General features: G+C 64.7%; 16 protein-coding genes. 10 read left to right on the forward strand and 6 right to left on the reverse strand.

The annotated features are described in order from the left end of the window. Nucleotides 1–1,440, forward strand: coding sequence for an amino acid permease (locus R3P95_RS10755; protein WP_317548344.1), 1,440 nt, complete (start codon nt 1–3; stop codon nt 1,438–1,440). Further along, nucleotides 1,433–2,317, forward strand: a complete 885-nt coding sequence (locus R3P95_RS10760) for an asparaginase (protein WP_317548345.1) — start codon at nt 1,433–1,435, stop codon at nt 2,315–2,317. Before R3P95_RS10755 ends, R3P95_RS10760 begins: the two co-directional genes overlap by 8 nt. 45 nt (nt 2,318–2,362) lie before the next feature. On the opposite strand, the gene R3P95_RS10765 is transcribed toward R3P95_RS10760, so the two are convergent. After that, on the reverse strand, nt 2,363–3,169 hold the full coding sequence (locus R3P95_RS10765; protein WP_149406596.1) for an MOSC domain-containing protein: 807 nt from the start codon (nt 3,167–3,169) through the stop codon (nt 2,363–2,365). Nucleotides 3,170–3,190: 21 nt separating this feature from the next. On the opposite strand from R3P95_RS10765, the gene R3P95_RS10770 reads away from it, so the two are divergent. Then, nucleotides 3,191–3,763: an isochorismatase family protein gene (locus R3P95_RS10770; RefSeq protein ID WP_068048205.1), complete on the forward strand. Its 573-nt coding sequence runs from the start codon at nt 3,191–3,193 to the stop codon at nt 3,761–3,763. On the opposite strand, the gene R3P95_RS10775 is transcribed toward R3P95_RS10770, so the two are convergent. From R3P95_RS10775 to R3P95_RS10785, 3 genes are all read right to left on the reverse strand, one after another. Continuing rightward, the gene (locus R3P95_RS10775) at nt 3,760–4,095 is read right to left on the reverse strand and encodes a cupin domain-containing protein (RefSeq protein WP_149406597.1); all 336 of its coding nucleotides are present in this window, start codon (nt 4,093–4,095) and stop codon (nt 3,760–3,762) included. The two genes, R3P95_RS10770 and R3P95_RS10775, sit on opposite strands and share 4 nt — an antisense overlap. Continuing rightward, nucleotides 4,092–5,333: a globin domain-containing protein gene (locus tag R3P95_RS10780; protein WP_317548346.1), complete on the reverse strand. Its 1,242-nt coding sequence runs from the start codon at nt 5,331–5,333 to the stop codon at nt 4,092–4,094. Before R3P95_RS10780 ends, R3P95_RS10775 begins: the two co-directional genes overlap by 4 nt. An 83-nt stretch (nt 5,334–5,416) precedes the next feature. Beyond that, on the reverse strand, nt 5,417–6,019 hold the full coding sequence (locus tag R3P95_RS10785; protein WP_317548347.1) for a hypothetical protein: 603 nt from the start codon (nt 6,017–6,019) through the stop codon (nt 5,417–5,419). A 49-nt stretch (nt 6,020–6,068) separates the two neighbouring features. Between R3P95_RS10785 and R3P95_RS10790 the strand changes: the two genes are divergently transcribed. Both R3P95_RS10790 and R3P95_RS10795 read left to right on the forward strand, forming a co-directional pair. Continuing rightward, on the forward strand, nt 6,069–7,481 hold the full coding sequence (locus R3P95_RS10790; protein WP_317548348.1) for a glucose-6-phosphate dehydrogenase: 1,413 nt from the start codon (nt 6,069–6,071) through the stop codon (nt 7,479–7,481). 146 nt (nt 7,482–7,627) lie between these two features. Beyond that, entirely contained in the window at nt 7,628–7,774 is a 147-nt protein-coding gene (locus R3P95_RS10795) for a hypothetical protein (protein WP_156516122.1), read from the forward strand. Nucleotides 7,775–7,842: 68 nt separating this feature from the next. Here the strand turns inward: R3P95_RS10795 and R3P95_RS10800 are convergent, their stop codons facing one another. Further along, a complete protein-coding gene (locus R3P95_RS10800) occupies nt 7,843–8,049 on the reverse strand; it encodes a PspC domain-containing protein (protein ID WP_269595093.1) in 207 nt (68 codons plus the stop codon). Between the two features lie 268 nt (nt 8,050–8,317). Between R3P95_RS10800 and R3P95_RS10805 the strand changes: the two genes are divergently transcribed. From R3P95_RS10805 to R3P95_RS10825, 5 genes are all read left to right on the forward strand, one after another. Continuing rightward, the gene (locus tag R3P95_RS10805) at nt 8,318–10,096 is read left to right on the forward strand and encodes a lipase family protein (RefSeq protein ID WP_317548349.1); all 1,779 of its coding nucleotides are present in this window, start codon (nt 8,318–8,320) and stop codon (nt 10,094–10,096) included. Next, nucleotides 10,053–10,670 (forward strand): hypothetical protein, encoded by a 618-nt coding sequence (locus R3P95_RS10810; protein WP_317548350.1) that lies wholly within the window; start codon nt 10,053–10,055, stop codon nt 10,668–10,670. Before R3P95_RS10805 ends, R3P95_RS10810 begins: the two co-directional genes overlap by 44 nt. A 264-nt stretch (nt 10,671–10,934) precedes the next feature. After that, nucleotides 10,935–11,879, forward strand: a complete 945-nt coding sequence (gene ppk2 / locus R3P95_RS10815; RefSeq protein ID WP_188078699.1) for a polyphosphate kinase 2 — start codon at nt 10,935–10,937, stop codon at nt 11,877–11,879. Between the two features lie 958 nt (nt 11,880–12,837). Further along, nucleotides 12,838–13,671, forward strand: a complete 834-nt coding sequence (locus tag R3P95_RS10820) for an alpha/beta hydrolase family protein (RefSeq protein WP_094668700.1) — start codon at nt 12,838–12,840, stop codon at nt 13,669–13,671. 122 nt (nt 13,672–13,793) lie between these two features. Next, nucleotides 13,794–14,864 carry an alpha/beta hydrolase gene (locus R3P95_RS10825; RefSeq protein WP_317548352.1) on the forward strand — a complete coding sequence of 357 codons (1,071 nt, stop codon included), beginning with the start codon at nt 13,794–13,796 and terminating at the stop codon, nt 14,862–14,864. 3 nt (nt 14,865–14,867) lie between these two features. Here the strand turns inward: R3P95_RS10825 and R3P95_RS10830 are convergent, their stop codons facing one another. Further along, nucleotides 14,868–16,901: a prolyl oligopeptidase family serine peptidase gene (locus R3P95_RS10830; protein WP_283347788.1), complete on the reverse strand. Its 2,034-nt coding sequence runs from the start codon at nt 16,899–16,901 to the stop codon at nt 14,868–14,870. Between the last annotated feature and the right edge of the window lie 92 nt (nt 16,902–16,993).

The raw sequence follows: 16,993 nt of genomic DNA on the forward strand, positions 1-16,993 counted from the left end.
ATGAGCACCGAGAACAGGAGTGTCGATACCCGCAAGGCCTTCACCGAGGAAGACCCCGGTTATCGAAAAGAGCTGGCCCCACGTCAGATTCAGATGATCGCCATCGGCGGTGCCATCGGGACCGGGCTGTTCATGGGAGCCGGTGGCCGCCTCCGCGACGCAGGTCCGGCGCTGGTACTGGTGTATGCGCTGTGCGGATTCTTCGCCTTCCTGATCCTGCGCGCTCTGGGCGAACTGGTGATGCACCGGCCGAGCTCGGGCTCGTTCGTCTCGTACTCGCGCGAATTCTTCGGGGAGAAGGTCGCTTTCGCGGCCGGCTGGCTGTACTGGATGAACTGGGCGATGACGGCGGTCGTCGACGTGACGGCCGTGGCGTTGTACATGAACTTCTTCAAGAAGTACTGGGCCCCGCTCGGCGACATCGACCAGTGGGTGTTCGCACTCGGGGGCCTGCTGCTCGTTCTCGGTCTGAACCTGGTGTCGGTGAAGGTGTTCGGTGAGCTCGAGTTCTGGTTCGCGCTCATCAAAGTCGTTGCACTGGTGACGTTCCTGTTGATCGGTACCTACTTCGTCATCTTCGGAACGCCCATCGACGGGCAGGAGCCGGGGTTGAGCGTGCTCACCGACAACGGCGGACTGATCCCCAACGGGCTGTTGCCTGCAATCGTGGTGATCCAGGGCGTGGTGTTCGCGTACGCCTCGATCGAGCTGGTCGGTACCGCTGCCGGCGAGACGCAGAACCCCGAGAAGGTCATCCCCAAGGCGATCAACACCGTCATCATCCGTATCGTCGTGTTCTACGTCGGCTCGGTGCTGCTGCTCTCGTTGTTGTTGCCGTACAACAGCTATCAGGCCGGTGAGAGTCCGTTCGTGACGTTCTTCGGAGCCATCGACGTCGAGGGTGCCGACGCGATCATGAACCTCGTGGTCCTCACTGCAGCTTTGTCCTCGCTCAACGCCGGCCTCTACTCCACCGGACGCATCCTGCATTCGATGGCGATCGCCGGTTCGGCTCCCGCATTCGCTGCGCGGATGAACAAGTCGGGGGTGCCGTACGGCGGCATCGCACTGACGTCGGTGGTGACGCTGCTCGGCGTCGTGCTCAACGCAGTGGTCCCGGCGCAGGCATTCGAGATCGTCCTCAACCTCGCCGCTCTCGGCATCATCAGCGCCTGGGCCGTCATCGTGGCGTGTCAGCTGAAGTTCTGGTCGCTGTCCAAGACCGGTGCGGTCACTCGACCTGCGTTCCGATTGTTCGGTGCCCCGTACACCGGATACGCAACGCTAGGCTTCCTGGCGTGTGTACTCGTGCTGATGGCCTTCGACAAACCGGTCGGTACCTGGACGGTGGCGTCGATCCTGCTCATCGCGCCGATGCTCGTCGGTGGTTGGTTCCTGTGCCGCAAACGAATTCGAGAGGTGGCGGCGCGCAGTGAGTAAGTTTGTCGCCCTGTTGACCACCGGTGGGACGATTGCCAGTAGTCGCGACGAGCACGGGGTTTCTCGTCCGGTCGCCGGTGTCGGGGTGGATGTCGACGGCGTCGCGGTGCGCGAGGTGATGTCGAAGGACAGCTCGGCCTTGGACTTCGCGGATCTCGACACCATCCGGACGGCGGTGGCGGACGCGCTCGCCGAGGACGGATGCGTCGGAGTGGTGGTGCTGCACGGGACGGACACCATGGAGGAGTCGGCGTTGTACGTCGATCTGTTCCACGACGACGAGCGTCCGGTGGTGTTCACCGGCGCTCAGCGCACTGCCGATCATGCCGATCCGGACGGCCCCGGCAACATTGCTGCGGCAGTGGCAGCAGCGCAGTCCGAGCGCGGTGTACTGATCGCCTTCGGTGGGCGCTTGCTGCCGGCGCGCGGTGCGATCAAGAAACACACCACCGAGCTCGACGCGTTCCGCTCCGCCGCATTGTCGCGACCGAAACCGTTGCCGTGGAAGCCCATTGCCGGGATCCGCGTGGACATCGTCGCGCTGTATCCCGGTGCCGACGGCCTGCAGGTCGATGCGTGCCGCCGGGCGGGGGCGTCGGGCATCGTGCTTCAGGCTCTCGGCTCGGGCAACACCAACGCCGGCGTGGTGCATGCGGTGAAAGAAGCGGTGGCTGGTGGGGTGCACGTGGTCGTCACGACGCGGGTGCCGTTCGGTGAGACCTCGCCGACGTACGGCGGCGGCGGGGGTGGACACGATCTGGTCGATGCAGGTGCGGTGTTCTCCCGGGAATTGCGGGCAGGGCAGGCACGGATCCAGTTGGCGGCGCTGATAGCAGCGGAAGCAAGTGCGATGGTTGTCCACAATTCGTTCTCGTAGACGGAAAGCCGTCTGCGAACGCACAGAGTGGACAATCATCGCGAGCTACAGCTCCGACTCGCCCCAACTCTCGACGCGTAGTTCGTCGCCGACGGTCACCGTGCCGTTCTGCAGCACGGAGAATTTCGACCCGAAGGCAACGCCCTTCTGTCGGCCGCGGCGGTAGTCACCCAGGGTGCGCAGCGGCTCGGGCCCGGTGCGCTCACCGGTTGTCTGCTCGACGGTGGTGACGGCGCACCGGATCGCCAGCTTGGTGTACGCGAGACGCGTGGGTCCGATGGTCACTTCCCGCACCTCGTCTTCCCGATGCGGTTCGTCCCAGCCGTCGACGACGATATTGGGACGAAATCGATTCATCGGCAATGCGGCGTCGAGTCGGGAATTGAGCCCGGCGAGCGTGGCGGTCGAGAGAATGTGGACTGCCGCACTGTCGGCGAATTGTGCTGAGCCGGGCGATATTCCGTCGGTGATCCGGCCGAGGTCGCGCGGCGCGGCGACGAGCCTCGACGGTTCTCCGATCACCTCGGTCAGCCAGCCCGCGACCTCGTCGCCCTGATCGATGCCCCGCATCGGCGCGCGGAACATGGTGATGTCGCGCGACTCGGAGTCGCGGTCGATGGCCACGGTCACCGAACCGATCGATGCGTGGTCGAGCGTCAGCGACCCGTCCGTCACCGAGCATCGAACGACCGCGAGGCCGGGGTCGCTCCGTTGACTGCGGAATGCGCCGTCGGCGTCGACGATCATGAATGCGCGATCGTGCTCGAGGCCGGTAGCGCTCACGTGGGCAGAATCCAACGCTGCACCTGCGCATCCCTTGACTGGGTAGGTCAGCAGAGACGACACGCGCACCCGTCGAGGATACTGGGATCCATGACTCGTGCGCTGTTGGTTGTGGATGTGCAGAACGATTTCACCGAGGGCGGCGCGCTGGCGGTGGCCGGCGGTGCGGAGGTCGCGCGCAGGATCAGCGCGTACCTGGCGCGCCAGGGCGACGACTACGACCTCGTGGTGTCCTCGCGGGATTGGCACGACGCGGAGGGCGACAACGGCGGGCATTTCGCCACCGATGCCGCACCGGATTTCGTCACCACGTGGCCGGTGCATTGCGTGGCAGGCACGGTCGGTGCCGAATACCACCCCGATTACGCGACCGGTTCGGTGGACGTGCACGTCTACAAGGGGCAGGGCAAGCCGTCGTACTCGGCGTTCGAGGGCGTCACCGAGGATGGGACACCCCTGGCCGAGATACTCGCCGCCAACGAGGTCACCGACATCGACGTCGTCGGGCTTGCGACCGACTACTGCGTGCTGGCCTCGGCCAAGGATGCCGTCGCCGAGAAATTCGACGTCCGCGTCCTCACCGACCTCGTCGCCGGGGTTGCTCCCGAGACCTCCGCCGCGGCCCTCGACGAGCTGAGAGCATCCGGCGCTTCGGTGGTCTAGGCCGACGCGACCACCGTCGTCAACAGCACGGCTGCGTCGGTCATGGCTCGCAAGGAGTGCGGTGCTTCGGGGACGATCAAGAAATCGCCGGACATTCCGCACCACACATTGCTGCCGCTGACCAATTCGACCCGACCGGACAGGACATGCACGGTGGCCTCTCCTGGGTTGTTGTGCTCGGACAGTTCGGCACCGGCAGCGAGCGCGATCAGTGTTTGTCGGAGAGCGTGGTCGTGGCCCCCGTACACCGCCACCGCCGCCCGACGCGACGAGGCGGCGGTGGCTGCCGCGATCTGCGTGCCGACGAGTGCGTCGAGCGGAACCTTCTTCATTCGGTCACGGTGACGGGAGACCACAGGTCCGGCCCGAACACCTCGTAGGAGGTGCGCTCCGGCGGTACGCCGCGCTGAAGGGCCGCGAGCCGGACGGCGCGCAGGAACGGCAACGGTCCGCAGCTGAGCACGTGGGTGTCCGCGGTGAAGGCGATCCGGTCGAAATTCATCAATCCGGTGAACGACGTCGAATCGTCCGCGTCGACGGTCTCGTACCAGGCGTGATCGACGACGTCGTCGAGTGCTTCGGCCGCAGTGGCGATCGCCTGTCGCAATGCGTGGTCGGCGCGGCTGCGGTCCGCGTGGGCCAGTATCAGCTTGCGGCCGGGCTGGGTTCGAGCGAGATGCTCGACGAGCGGCAGCACGGTGGTGATTCCGGCACCGGCCGTGGCGATCAGCAGCGGTCCTTCGCCGGTAGGTACTCCGAAATCACCTGCAGGACCGCTCACTTCGAGAATGTCGCCGACGTCGACGGCCTCCTGGAGGTGAGTCGAAACCTGCCCGGGCGGACCGTTCCGTACCTGTGCCACCGTGATCTGCAGGCGGGTGTCGGATGCGATGGACGAGACGCTGTACTGACGCGGTTGCCGCGTGCCGTCGGCGAGGTCGACGAACACCGTGACGTACTGGCCGGCCGCGAGTGCGGGAAGGGGAGCGCCGTCCGCGGGTTCGAGGACGAGCGAGACCGTGCCGGGGCTTTCCTGCGTGCGCCGCATCACGCGATACGGGCGCAGCGGATTGTGGGGGTCGATGTCTGCCGCTGCGTAGAGGCGCGCTTCGGTGGCGATGAGCTGCGTGGCGAACAGCCAGTAGACCTCGTCCCACGCGGCAGCGACGGCGGGAGTGACGGCAGCGCCGAGGATGTCGGCCACGGCACCGAGCAGGTGTCGGCCCACGAGGGTGTACTGCTCCGGGGTGATACCGAGGGTGATGTGCTTGCCGGCGATGCGGCGCAACACCGGCTCGAACGACGGTGCGTCCGGGTCGATCAGTTGCACGGCGTAGCCGACCACCGACGCGGCCAGTGCCCGACTCTGCTCTCCGGTTTCCTGATTCGCGCGATTGAACAGACGCCACAGCTCGGGGCGTTCGCCGAGCATCGACTCGTAGAAGCGGGCGCTGATCGTTTCGGAGTGTTCCGCGACCACACCGGCAGTGGCTCGGACGACGGCCTCGGCAGCGGGAGACAGAGCGGGGTGGGTGTCGGACGAGGGGCGGGGTGGTGCAGTGAGGGTCACGTCACCACCCTGGCCGCTGCGCTGCTGTCGCAGCAGCCCTTTACGTCCCGACGTCGAGGGACCTTCGTCCCTCGGGTGGCTTTCTAACTGTCGATCGTCGTGGTGATGGAGGTGACCGACGGTGCCGCCGGGGTGCTGCCGAATCCGAATGTCACCGGGGGAGTGACGGGGGTGAGCGATCCGAGGTCCTCGCCCTGCCACGATGCGGAGACGTCGGTGACGCGATGTTGGTGCCTGGCACCGTAGTACTCGCGTCGGCCCCCGCCTGCGCTGCCGCGGGTGCGGACTCCGCGCAGTACGACTCGGGCGATGGGGTCGCTGATCGCGCAGAACCACGGTGCCGTCGACACCGCGTCGGGGACGAGGCTCAATGCGCGACCGAGCACGGTCGGCCCGGCGACGCGGATCCTGATCGACAGGTCACCGGCCCGTACCGATCGCCATCCATTCGGCTCCGCTGCGAAGGTCACCGGGACCAGTTCGGTGGAGTCGAATGTGTATGTGGCGGTGACGAATTCGCGTACGCCCTCGTTGGGGGCGATCAGCAGGCGCTGTCCGTCCGCGAACTGGACCATGACGTCGGTGAATTCCCCGAGCGGCGAGCGCGTCCAATGTCCGACGACGATCCGCACCCCGGACGTCGTACCTACCCCGTAGATCTCACCGTGAAACCGTGATCTGGTCATCACACCGACTGTAGCCATGCTCGGCCCGGGTCGGTGCATAGTGGAGGTCATGGCGTCCTCGCAACCCACTGTATTCGTCCTGTTCGGCGCAACCGGAGACCTCGCGAAGCGAATGGTCCTGCCGTCGTTCTACCAACTCCATATCGAGGGCCTGCTGCCCGAGAAATGGGTCCTGATCGGCAACGGCCGCAAGGACACCTCCGACGACGAGTTCCGCGATCACGTCCGCAGCGTCCTCGACGAGTTCGCCGAGAACGTGGACGACGGCGATTGGTCCGAATTCTCCGAGCGAATCCGCTTCGCGGGCAACGGCTTCACCGTCGATGACCCCGGTAAGTTGCCCGAGGTCGTCGCCGAGGTCAAGAAGGATATCGGCGACGATGCCCAGCTGGTGCACTACATCGCTCTGCCGCCGAGCACCTTCGTCGATTACACGAAGGCCCTGGGTGCACACGATCTCGCCGAGGGTTCCCGGGTGGTCTACGAGAAGCCGTTCGGCACCTCTCAGAGCAATTTCGAGGAACTCGACAAAGCCGTTCACGAGGTCGTCGAGGAAGAGCAGGTCTATCGAATCGACCACTTCCTGGGCAAGGAAGCGACCCAGAATCTGCACGTGCTGCGGTTCGCGAACGGCATGATCAGCGGCATCTGGAACTCCGAGCACGTTGCGCAGGTGCAGATCGACGTCCCCGAGACCCTCGACATCGACGACCGCGCCGAGTTCTACGACGAGACCGGTGCCGTGCTGGACATGCTCGTCACGCACCTGTTCCAGGTCGCGGCCGAGGTGGCGATGGAACCGCCGGCGTCACTGAAGGCGGAGGATCTGCAATCGGCTCGGGAGACGGTGATCGGGCAGTTCCGGGCGTTGGACACCGACGAGGTGGTTCTCGGTCAGTACGACGGTTACCGCGACGTCGAGGGAGTCGACGACAATTCCGAGGTCGACACGTTCGTGGCGGCCAAGCTGTGGGTCGACACCGACCGCTGGCGTGGAGTGCCGTTCCTGCTGCGCACCGGAAAGATGCTGGGTGTCGGAGCGCAGCGGGTGTCGTTGGTGTTCCGCAAGCCCGCCGACAGTCCGCTCACCGAGCTGCCCGAGGACGGGGCGGTGCTGTCCTTCGACCTGTCCGGAGACGGCAGCATCGACATCGCCATGACGGTGAAGGAGCCGGGCCCGGATTTCGATCTGTCGGTCGGGCATCTGGCGTTACCGCTGAAGTCGGTGCCCGACGCCGAGCCGCTCAGCCCCTACGCGCGCCTGATCCTCGATGTGCTCAGCGGAGACCGATCGTTGTTCACCAGGCCGGACGGTCTGGCGCACGTGTGGGATGTCGCGGCTCCCTTGCTGAGCAACCCGCCCGAGGTGAAGAGCTACGAGCCCGGTTCGATGGGACCCGCCGAGGCGGACGCGCTCGCCGCACCCTGTGGCTGGTTGATCACCGGGAAGACCGAGGGCTGAGTCTGCATCGCGTTTCGGGGCCCGAAACAGTCGGTGGGTCCTTTTTGTCCGAAACGATGGACTGTACCGAGTTGCCGACGATATGTTTCTGACGCTCTTACATCACCCGTCAGACCCCCTCGACGTTTCTCGAAAGGCCTTTACCCATGTTCTTGGACCTCATCACCGATCTCCTGCCCATCCTCGGTGGCGGCGAGGAAGGTGGCCTCGGCGACCTCATCACCGGCGGACTGCTCGACGGCTTGCTCGAGGGACTCCTCGGAGACAGCACCGGTAGCTTCGGCTCCAGCTAGATTCGGTACAGATCGGCCCCGCGTCTCTGATCAGAGGCGGCGGGGCCTTTTCTGTGTCCGTCGCCGGGTCACGCCCGGAGCGGCATCAACATCAACCCCGCCAGGTAGATCAGCACGACGGTGCCGCCGGTCAGGACCGTGCCGGCAACGGTGGCGAGGCGGACGATGTTGACGTCCCAGCCGAAATATTCGGCAACGCCGCCGCATACACCTCCGATCATCTTCTGCGAACTGGACCGGGTGAATTCTCTGGGGGAACCGCTCTCGAATGTCATGGTGAAAAGTCTGCGTCATCAACGGCTTTCGGCGCATCGGGGATATCACCCATATCTACCCCGACAAACGGATCCGTTTGCGTTCCGAGGTGTTCCAGGACCTCGATCTGCGAATCCCTGCGCCCGTAGCCGTACCTGACTTACGCTGTGCGCCATGCGCCGTCGCCTGGGCAAGGCATCTTCTACCACTTCGATGCTGTTGACACTCGTCTTGGTGCTCGCGGCGTGCGGTCGCCACTCGGATGAGCCGTCGACGCCGGAACAGCCCGTGTCACAGGACACCTCGGTGTGCAGTGGTCCGATGGGTGTCGGTTCGCAAGTGCCCGAGGGTGCCGGAACCGGCGATCTGATCAAGTCCGAGCCGTTGAATCCCGTCGGCAAACAAGCCGAAGGGTTTCCGGTACGGGCGACAGTGTGGCGAATTCTCTACGTGTCGATGGGCGTCGACGAGACCGATCTGCAGTTGGTGTGCGGCATGGCGGCGATTCCCGAATCCGGTCCCCGGGTAGTCGATGGAAAGGCCGACATTCTGGCCTGGTCACATGGAACGGTCGGCTTGGATCAGCGGTGCCTTCCATCGAGCAGCCCCGAGAAGCTGTTCTGGGGACCGATGCCGGGCGGAATCGGCGCGGTAGGGATCGGGAACGAACTCGGCGAGTACGAAGGAACGCCCGACAACGGCGCACTGCAGTACGCGCTCGATCAAGGATGGTCGGTTGCCGCAACGGACTATCAACCGAACGACACGTATGTCGTCGGCCGGGTCGCTGCGGCAAATGTCCTCGATTCGGTACGCGCACTTGCCCAACTGGTCGAGGAGCAGCATGCGGACTCGGAGAAGATCGATACGTACGAGATGGTGACCTGGGGCCATTCGCAGGGTGGTCATGCCGCGCTGTGGGCCGGGCAGATGGCCGACACGTACTACTCCAGCACCTCGCCGTCGAAGCCGACTCCGACGATCGAACTTGCCGGCGTCGTCGGGTTGGCTCCGGCCTCCACTTTCGTCGCCGCGCCCGGTTCCGATGCCCGAGGCCTGGCGGACTGGGAGATGCACAAGACGATCGAAGTTGTCGGACTGCCGATACCCGCGCTCGAACTGCAGATCGGACCGGCGCTGTTCTCCTACATATTCGGGTCGTGGTCGAACTTCGCGACATCTGTGCCGATGTCTCCGGACGCCGCACTTCCGGCGTTCCCCGGGATCGGTGCGATCACTCCCGACGCCATTCTCACCGCTCAGGGGCAGCAGAGCGTCCGGACGATCACGTCGTTGTGCTTGGAAACCGAATCGAAGAAGGTACAGGCAGCAACCGCTCCGTACCGGGACGCGCGAACGAATCAGATGCTCGTGCAGTCGATCTGGAATCTGCCCGACCCGTACACGGTCGGTGAGTACTTTCCCGGTGGGCTCGACGCGGCCTGTGCCGCGCCGCCCGACGAAGGCATCGGTGCCTGGTGCGAGTGGATCACTTGGAACATGCCCGGTCCGCGTGGAACCAGCCCGTACCCCGAAGTGCCCATGTCCGAGGGAAAGCCCGTCCCGATCTTGATCGGCCAAGGCATGGACGACTCGATCATCCACTGCATGCCGGCAGAGGACGCAAGCGCGTCCGTTGTTCCGCCGGCATCGGACTGCATGAGTTCGGCGTTGTTCGACGACTTGTCGCCGTACTACTGCGACGCCGCCGGGCCGGTGTCCACTCTGCATCTTCTGGCCTACCGGAAGGACGGGTCGGCAAGCCCCGCCAGTCACCTGTCGATACCCGGACAGTTGTCGGCCGCCGACCTCACCAGAGACGGAACACGGACTCGTTTCGCCGGCTCCCCCGTGCAGGAATTCATGTCCGGGGCCTTCGCGTCGAGTCTCACGCCCGGGTGCGTCGAAACCGTTGTCAACTCCTGGATTCGGGCAACCGAGAGATGGAGCCCGTCGCATCACCGAACCGGTCGGTCACCCGGCCCTCGACAGAAAGCAGGGCCTCGCAATGAAACTCCTCGCCGTGACCGCGATTGCGTTCGCCACCGTGGCGCTCGGTGCGTGTAGCTCGAACAGTGCCGACGAATCCTCGTCCCGTTCGGCCACCGCCGCGTCGTCGACCACTCAGTCGGCTTCGTCGACGACGGCAAGCTCGGTGACGCCGCCACCCGAGCGCACCGGCAGTGCCGACGCGACCAGTGCCTCCGCGATACCGACCACGCAGCCGGAGGGACCGAACAACAGTGCCGACGCTCAGCTGAAGTACCTCTGCTCGACGGGTGAAGCGGACCGATCGCTGTGCGAGCAGTCGCGATACCCCTATCCGGCGTCCGTGGACAATGCATCGTCGGCAGCCGAGGCTCAGCTGAGGTACCTCTGCTCGACCGGAGAAGCCGACCTCGCGTTGTGCGGGCGGTCCGGATATCCCACGCCGCCTGCTGACTCGGGCACCTCGAACGCCTCGGCCCAACTCGAGTACCTGTGTTCACTCGGCGATGCAGATCCGGATCTGTGCGCCGCATCCGGATACCCGGTTTCCCCCGTCCTGGACGAGGGGACCACAGCAGCGGACGCGCAACTCGCCTACCTGTGCTCGACGGGAGAGATGTCCGAGGAGATCTGTCGGAAGGCAGTGGCGTGAAGCCGGCTGCTGTTCGATCGGGGGGGTTCCGGTATCGATCGAATCGGACCGTTCGCCGATCGATCGGTGCCGTACCAAGGTCCTGGACTTTTCTGACTCGAGCGCTGGACCTGGTTGTTCCTCGGTGGCTACGGTCGGTACTCGACGCCGCCGATTCCGTTCCGTCCCCCTTGCGGAGCGGTATCGGGGGCGCTGAAACCGGATGCATCGGGTGTTCACCGAATCGCCATCGGTCGGTCACCGATGAGCACTAACTTTCGGCACATGACCGACAATGATCTGCGCAACGGTGAGGCTCCACGCACGAACCTGAGCGACTTGCTCGACATCACCAAGGCGGTAGATCTTGCCGACACCTCGGGCTTCGCGGTCGACGACTCCGATGACGACGATCCGATTCTGCTGACCGTCCCCGACGGCCACGTCGTCGACACCTGGCGCGAGAACTACCCGTACGACGAGCGCATGACGCGTGCCGAGTACGAGCTCGAGAAGCGTCTGCTGCAGATCGAACTCCTGAAGTTGCAGATGTGGACCAAGGAGACCGGGCGACGGCACGTCATCGTCTTCGAGGGCCGAGATGCCGCCGGTAAGGGCGGCACGATCAAGCGATTCATGGAACACCTCAACCCGCGCGGTGCGCGTGTGGTTGCGCTGGAGAAGCCGTCGGCGCGCGAGTCGACCGAGTGGTACTTCCAGCGTTACATCGCACACCTGCCCGCGGCCGGGGAGATCGTCCTGTTCGACAGGTCCTGGTACAACCGGGCGGGCGTCGAGCGTGTCATGGGTTTCTGCACCGACGAGCAGCACGCCCACTTCGTTCGCCAGGCACCGCTGTTCGAGCAGATGCTCGTGGACGACGGCATCAGTCTGACCAAGTTCTGGTTCTCGGTGTCGCAGCACGAGCAGCGCACCCGTTTCGCAATACGGCAGGTCGACCCGGTGCGGCAGTGGAAGCTCTCGCCCATGGACCTCGCCTCGCTGGACAAGTGGGATGCGTACACCGCGGCGAAGGAAGAGAATTTTCGCGCCACCGATACCGATGTCGCACCGTGGACGGTCGTCAAGAGCAACGACAAGAAGCGGGCTCGCATCAACGCGATGCGTTTTGTGCTCAACAAGTTCGACTATGCCAACAAGGATCCCGAGATAGTCGGGGAAACAGACCCGTTGCTCGTGGGTCGCGCGAAAGACGTGATCGGCGAATAGTTTTCACTGTAGAACCGGTGAGATTTCCGGTGAACCGTTGCGGCATCATCTTTCCGGGGTCTCGAGTTGGTACCGGGTGCTGCGCCGAACCTTAGCGTGCGGTAAGAACGAGGGAGGTCGTATTACCTACGGCTGTACGTACACGCGAGCATCAGGAGTTCTCATGGGTTCAGCAGCACAGTTCATTTCCGACATCGCTTCGGGCGTCTACGACGGCATCGTCGACGCGATCGTCGATCAGATCGTCGGCGTGCTGACGTCGGGTAGCGCCGCTTAATCGTCCGTAGCGCGTCGCGGTCGCAGTCGGGGGCGGCCGCGACGTCTCGGCACCGTCACCGTTTTGTGATATCGCACCAAGATTTTCGACTTTTACTGTCATTTCCGTGTACAGAGCGTGACCTTCTGAGGTAGAAATCTTCTTGCAGAGATCATCGCGTGACACAAGTCACAGCAGATCTGCATACCCCCCTCGATGAAGGAGCAGTTCCATGTCCGCTGACCTCGGTGACCTTTTCGCGATCCTCCTCCAGCTGTTCTCCGGTATCAGTTCCTCTTCGGACTGACGTACCTCGGTTCCGTACCGTCGGCCTCGGTTTCGTGAGCACCCGGTCGGAGCCTCCAGCAAGGTCCACCCGCGACATAGGCGCGGTATTCGTGATGCCGGTTCGGCATCGAATCCCACTCTCTTCAAGGAGAATTCATGGAATTGCTCGCGATCTTGCTTCAGCTGCTCGCGCTGGGTAGCTCGGAAGGTAGCGGCTCGGGCACCATCGAGATTCCCGGTCCGTCCATCTGATCCACGACCATCAGCCGGGCTCGACGCGACGTCGGGCCCGGCTTTCGTGGTTCGAAGTAGTTGGATCGGTCGAGAAGTCCTGCAAGACTCGATGATTCGGTAGCGGTCTGATTCCCAGGGGCATCGGGGCGGGCCGGTGAGTCCTCGGCATAGGGTTGCCCGATGCAGACGGTTCCGATTCAGATGCCCGACGGTTCGACGGTGCCGGTCTCACTGTTCCCCGGTGAAGGCCGCGACGATGCGCCCGTCATCGTCGTTCTTCCCGGCCTCGGCATTCCCGGTGGTTACTACCGACTGTTCGCCGAGGCGCTTGTCGCGCGCGGCTTCCATGCCGCGATCGGCGACCTGCGCGGCCAGGGAGACAGTGTGCCCAAGCCGAGTTCGGCGAGTCGGTACGGGTATCAGGAGCTGGTGTCGGTCGACTTACCGGCGATCTTCGAGGTGGTTCGCGAGCAGTTCCCGGAGGCGACGCCGTACTTGCTCGGGCACAGCATGGGTGGGCAGCTCGGCTCGATGTACGCCGCGCGCATCAGGGGCAGGCTCGGCGGATTGATCCTGGTGGCGTCGGGCTCGCCGTATCACCGCGGTTTCGGTACGACTCGCGGTGTACCGCTGTACGTGGGCGCGGCGGCGATGGCGATCACCAGCAACATCGCCGGGTTCTGGCCGGGGGATCGCATCGGCATCGGCGGATTCGGTCGGCAGTCGCGGGTTCTGATCGACGATTGGTCCCGGTTCGCGCGCAGCGGGTCGATCGAGCCTGCAGGGGCCGACATGGACTACGAGGAACGGATGGGCCGTCTGACGCTGCCCGTGCTGGCGGTGACCATCGAGGGCGACGACCTCGCGCCTCGCGGCTCGATGGACAACCTCGTCCGCAAGCTCGCCCGTGCCGATGTCACCTCGGTACACGTCGACGAGCCACTCGGGCACAACGGTTGGATCCGTAACCCCACGGCGGTCGCCGACCTCGTTGCGGAGTGGATGCACAGGTAATTCGCTCGAACTAAATTTTGGTCGTTTCACACGCTATTCGTCATTTCTACCTACTTTCGGTTCGTTTTGGTGTAGAAAGTTTTTGAACCAGCAATTGTTCGACGACGATAGTGGGCACGACTATGAACGGCCAGGGGGATTCGGTAGGTCGAATCGGTGGTGGGGAGCGGTGTCGCCGATCGCGTGCGCTGCGCAGAGTCGTCGTCCTGTGCGTGGTGGCATGCGTCGCGGCAGTAGCGCACCCACACGCCTCCGCGGCCCCGGCCGACTCGGTGGCCGGTGCGACGGAGTCGTACGTGGTGCGCACCGAGGTGGCCGACGACACCGCCATGACGGCGTTCGTCCACTCCGCCGCGATGAACCGAACGATCCCACTCAAGATCCTGCGATCTCCTGATCGGACGACTCCGAGCCCCACTCTGTACCTGCTCAACGGCGCGGGCGGCGGACTCGACGGAATGGACTGGTACACCCAGACCGACGTCGTGTCGTTCTTCGCCGACAAGAACGTCAACGTGGTGACTCCCGTCGGCGGGGCCTACTCCTACTACACGGACTGGCAGCACGACGATCCGAGGCTCGGACGCAACCAGTGGGAAACGTTCCTCACGGCCGAACTGCCGCCGCTCGTCGACGATCTGTTGGATACCAACGGCCGCAACGCGATTGCAGGTATCTCGATGGCCGCGACCTCGGTCCTGAACCTCGCCGCTCACCACCAGGGGCTGTATCGAGCCGTCGGTTCCTACAGCGGATGCGCGTCGACCACCGACCCGTTGGGACGGGCATACGTCAAGACCGTCGTGTCCATGGCGCTCGGCGCGAACGTGACGAACATGTGGGGGCCGGACGACCATCAGGACTGGGTACGCAACGATGCGGTGGTCAACGCCGAAAAGCTGCGAGGCACAGCGCTGTACGTCTCCAACGGCAGCGGACTGGCCGGGGCATCGGACACCCTCGACGGCACCAATCCCAACGGGCCCGGCTTCGTGTTGCTCAACCAGATGGTCGTGGGCGGTGCCATCGAGGTGGCGACCGGAGACTGCACTCGGAGGCTGAAGACGGCCCTCGAGCAGCTCGACATCCCGGCCCACTTCGAGTTGCGTGAGCGCGGCACCCACTCGTGGGGCTACTGGCAGGACGACCTGCACGATTCCTGGCCGATGTTCGAGGACGCGCTCGCCGGCTGAGCGTCAGCTGCGAGCGAGGTGCCGCCACAGAAATTCGTAGGTCAATGCCGTCTTGAACGCCAACTGCGCATTGTCCGACGCCCCGCCGTGCCCACCTTCGATGTTCTCGTAGTAGCTCACGTCCTGACCGAGTTCGGCCAACCGAGCGGCCATCTTGCGTGCGTGTCCCGGATGGACGCGATCGTCGCGGGTGGACGTGGCGATCAGAATCGGCGGATACCGACGCTCGGATGCGGCGACCACGTTCTGGTACGGGGAGTACTGCGAGATGAACTCCCACTCGTCCGGGTCGTCGGGATTGCCGTACTCGGCCACCCAGGACGCGCCCGCGAGCAGCAGGTGGTACCGCTTCATGTCCAGTAGTGGGACCTGACATACCAACGCGCCGAACAGTTCCGGGTACTTCGTCACCATGATGCCCATCAACAGGCCGCCGTTGCTGCCGCCCTGAGCGGCCAACTGTTCGGTGGTGGTGATGCCTCGGGTGACGAGGTCGCGTGCGACAGCGGCGAAGTCCTCGTGCACCAGATGGCGTCCGGCGCGCAGTACCTGGGTGTGCCACGACGGTCCGTACTCGCCGCCGCCGCGGATGTTGGCGACGACGTAGGTGCCACCACGTTCGAGCCACGCGCGTCCGGTTGCACCGCTGTAGCCGGGTGTCATCGAGATCTCGAAGCCGCCGTAACCGTAGAGCAACGTCGGTCCGGGTCCGGAATCCGCGCGTCGGACGACGAAGTACGGGATGTCGGTACCGTCGTCGGACCGGGCGAAGAACTGCTCCACCGTCAGGCCGTCGGCGTCGAAGAACGCCGGAGCCTGTTTGAGGACTTCGAGCTCGCCGCCCACCGTGCCCACCAGCAGTGTCGCCGGTGTCAGGTAGCCGGACGACGAGAGGAAGTACTCGTCACCGTTCTCCTCGGCGTCGGTGCCGACGATCTCGGTGGACGTCAGGTCCGACAGCCCGTCGATCGTGCTGACGTCCCACTCCTTCGCGCCGGGGGTCAGCACGTGCAACTTCGTCCGTACGTCCTGCAGCGTCACCAGCAGCAGGTGATTCTCGGTCCACGCGTACTGGTGCAGTGACGTGTGCGCGTCCGGGGCGAAGAGAACCGTCAGAGCGATTGTGCCGGAGACGAACTCGTCGAAATCTGCAGCGAGCAGCGCGCCGGCCGGATAGGTTCGGTCGCCGACCGTCCACGGCGTCATCGTGCGGATCAGCAACCAGTTCTCGTGCACCGAGGTCGACGCGTCCGTCGGCGTCAGGATCCGGGTGAGGGCCGAACCGTCCAACACGTAGGTCTCGGAGTTGTAGAAGTCGGTGGCACGCTGGACGAAGTCGCGCTCGAATCCGGGGGTCCGGTCGTGCCAGGCGGAGATCGAGATGTCCTGTGCTGCACCCTCGTACACGGTCTCGGCGTCGGCGAGCGGGGTGCCGCGATGCCACCGCTTGGTGATACGCGGATAGCCCGATTCGGTCAGCGAACCGGGTCCGAAATCCGTTCCCACGAAGACGGTGTCGGCGTCGATCCAACCGACGTCGGTCTTGGCCTCCGGTAGGGCGAATCCGCCGTCCTCCGGGGCGCGAAAGGTGCGGGAGTCGAGATCGAACTCACGGACCACCGTCGCGTCGGCCCCGCCGCGGGAGAGCGTCACCAGTGCCAGTCGTTGATCGGGACGCAGCACCTGCGCGCCACCCCACACCCAGTTCTCGTCCTCACTGCCGGCCAGTGCATCGAGGTCGAGCAGCACGTCCCACACCGGATTCTCGGTTCGGTACTCGTCCATCGTCGTTCGACGCCACAGGCCGCGGACATGTTCGGCGTCGCGCCAGAAGTTGTACAGGAACTGCCCACGACGACGGGCGTACGGAATGCGGGCGTCGGTGTCGAGTACCTCGCGGATGCGGGACTCGGTGGCATCGAACGCGTCTCCGGCCAGTTCCTCGACGGTCACCCCGTTACGAGTGCGGACCCAATCGAGAGCCTCCTCGCCGGTGACGTCTTCGAGCCAGAGGTACGGGTCGTCCGAGATTGCCATTCCACAGTTCTAGCAGCAGATGCGCCGCCGGGTCGGTCGGCGCCCGCGCAGCTACCGGCTGGTAACGAAGACCAGGTCGAGACAGCGTCGGA

Origin of the sequence: Rhodococcus cercidiphylli (genome assembly GCF_033042225.1) — a bacterium.
Classification (GTDB): Bacteria; Actinomycetota; Actinomycetes; order Mycobacteriales; family Mycobacteriaceae; genus Rhodococcoides.

Bases quoted from the DNA above. Each gene is read 5' to 3' on its own strand.
- R3P95_RS10755 (WP_317548344.1), top strand. From the start codon at position 1: ATGAGCACCGAGAACAGGAGTGTCGATACCCGCAAGGCCTTCACCGAG.
- R3P95_RS10770 (WP_068048205.1), top strand. From the start codon at position 3,191: ATGACTCGTGCGCTGTTGGTTGTGGATGTGCAGAACGATTTCACCGAG.
- R3P95_RS10775 (WP_149406597.1), bottom strand. From the start codon at position 4,095: ATGAAGAAGGTTCCGCTCGACGCACTCGTCGGCACGCAGATCGCGGCA.
- R3P95_RS10785 (WP_317548347.1), bottom strand. From the start codon at position 6,019: ATGACCAGATCACGGTTTCACGGTGAGATCTACGGGGTAGGTACGACG.
- R3P95_RS10790 (WP_317548348.1), top strand. From the start codon at position 6,069: ATGGCGTCCTCGCAACCCACTGTATTCGTCCTGTTCGGCGCAACCGGA.
- R3P95_RS10795 (WP_156516122.1), top strand. From the start codon at position 7,628: ATGTTCTTGGACCTCATCACCGATCTCCTGCCCATCCTCGGTGGCGGC.
- R3P95_RS10800 (WP_269595093.1), bottom strand. From the start codon at position 8,049: ATGACATTCGAGAGCGGTTCCCCCAGAGAATTCACCCGGTCCAGTTCG.
- ppk2 (WP_188078699.1), top strand. From the start codon at position 10,935: ATGACCGACAATGATCTGCGCAACGGTGAGGCTCCACGCACGAACCTG.
- R3P95_RS10820 (WP_094668700.1), top strand. From the start codon at position 12,838: ATGCAGACGGTTCCGATTCAGATGCCCGACGGTTCGACGGTGCCGGTC.
- R3P95_RS10825 (WP_317548352.1), top strand. From the start codon at position 13,794: ATGAACGGCCAGGGGGATTCGGTAGGTCGAATCGGTGGTGGGGAGCGG.
- R3P95_RS10830 (WP_283347788.1), bottom strand. From the start codon at position 16,901: ATGGCAATCTCGGACGACCCGTACCTCTGGCTCGAAGACGTCACCGGC.